The following is a 1,870-nucleotide window of genomic DNA, read 5'->3' as shown; positions in this document are numbered from 1 at the left end:
CAGTTTCTGGTCATGAATCTGGAGCGGCGACTGCGTGTTCTCTTTTTGCATTTTTTCAGACTGCTTGGGTTTAGAGACTTGCGTTGGGTGTAGATGGAACGAATCTTGTTCAGCAAGCCCTAATTATGATAAGCGGTCCTTTCTTTAGTACAACTTTTAAACTTCCTAAACTTCCTAAACTTCCAGGTAAGCTCCTTGCTCTTTTAAAATGGTTTGCACCTTCTTGATGTCGACCTCCTGTACATTTTTACCCTCCAGCGCCGCAAGCGCTGCGGCAACGCCGCCGCCGTGGCCGATGGCGCCCGTCGTCGGCGTCGTTCTCATGGCGGCCTGCGCCTCGAAGGTGGCCGAGATGCAGCGGCCGATGACGATCAGATTTTTCACCGAACTCGTGATCATGCAGGAGTAGGGGATGCTGTACATGCCGCCCCATTCCAGCTTCTGATGTTTCGTGCCCTCGCCGTCGGGGCTGTGGATATCGATCGGGTACCCCGAATGGGCGATTGTGTCGTCGAACGTGCGCTGCTGCAAAATATCGTCCGCCGTCAGCGTGTACACGCCTTTGATTTGGCGCGAGCCGCGGACGCCGATGTTTGGGCCTGTAGACTCAACGACTGCATGTTCGAAACCTGGAATGTATTTACGGACAAAAAGTTCGAGCTCCCGGCATTGCTTGCGGCCTTCCATCTCGGCGCGGCTCAGGCTGAGCGCATCGGTGGCGTCATGGCCGATGATGCGGGTCGTGTTGAGAATGACTTCGCCGGGGTTGTTCGTTTCGAAGAAGAGGATATTTTCGCGCGGGATGGAGATTTCGCCGCGTTCCTTCGCTTTTTTGAAGAGGCTGTCGAAACCGCCGACCGACAGGCGCGGCGCTTTTTCGATGATGGAGGTGTCCCCGTTGTACAGCGGAAAGTCCTCCGGATGGCCGTGAATGTATTCCTTCACCTTGGGAATGTCGACATTGTACATTTTCATTTTTAAGGTCATCGGCTGCGTTGCGCCGTCGGATTCGCGGCCTTTCGTGTATTCCGCGCCGGCCCCGGCGGAGAGGTCGCCGTCTCCCGTTGCGTCGATGAAAACGGAAGCGTGTATGTCGCTGAGCCCGGATTTGTTGCAAACCTTGATGCCGGTAATGCGCCCGTTTTCCGTCTCGACGCCGGCCAGCATCGTGTGATACAAAATTTCGCCGCCGGCTTCCGTCACCATCAGCTCAAGCTCATGTTTCATCGCTTCGGCGTCAAACGGGGTAACGGAGTAGGTGAAACCCACCGTATCGAAAATATGCCCCGGTGATTTGCCGATCCGTTTCAGCCGCTCGATCAGCTCGTTCGTAAAACCCTGGATGGCCAGCTTGTCGCCGGCATGGAACGTCATCATCGGGCCGACGCCGTTCGCCGTCAGCGTACCGCCCAAAAACCCGTGCGATTCGACGATCAGCGTCTTGGCTCCCGTTTTGGACGCGGCGATGGCCGCCATGGACCCCGAGATGCCGCCGCCCATCACGACTACGTCATATTGCTGCATGTCTAAACCCCTCTTTCCTCAAGATGGTATTCCTTGGATTGCCTTTAGGCTAACAAAATTAATCCATTTTGTAAACGATTTTAGAAAATTATTTTCTGAATATACGGAAATATAGAAAATGATTTACTGGGGGCGGTGTGTTTTATATATCCCTCAAAATCGAGGGAGAGTACGCATCCTGAAAAGATGAGAAATGCCCGAGGGGGCTGCTTTTCTGTAATTTGAGCGTTTTGCAGTAATCTGAGGCCTTGAGCCGTAAGGATTTTCGGACATAAAAAAGGGACTTCACCCCAACTTGGAGAAGTTTTCAAGTGACCAAACCCAAAAACCTCAAGGATGGAGGAAG

At 53.3% G+C, this 1,870-nt stretch carries 2 protein-coding genes; both read right to left on the bottom strand.

Features of this window, described 5'->3' with window-relative positions; all coding sequences use genetic code 11:
- Positions 1 to 174: 174 nt before the first annotated feature.
- Entirely contained in the window at positions 175 to 1,524 is a 1,350-nt protein-coding gene (locus KI367_RS26575) for an FAD-dependent oxidoreductase (protein ID WP_212953297.1), read from the bottom strand.
- A gap of 80 nt (positions 1,525 to 1,604) precedes the next feature.
- Positions 1,605 to 1,870: hypothetical protein (locus KI367_RS26570; RefSeq protein WP_212953295.1), on the bottom strand; the 266-nt coding region annotated here is incomplete at its 5' end.

The organism is Paenibacillus cookii (genome assembly GCF_018333375.1).
GTDB lineage: Bacteria > Bacillota > Bacilli > Paenibacillales > Paenibacillaceae > Paenibacillus_AQ > Paenibacillus_AQ cookii.
This window is presented reverse-complemented; position numbering and strand designations above follow the sequence as displayed.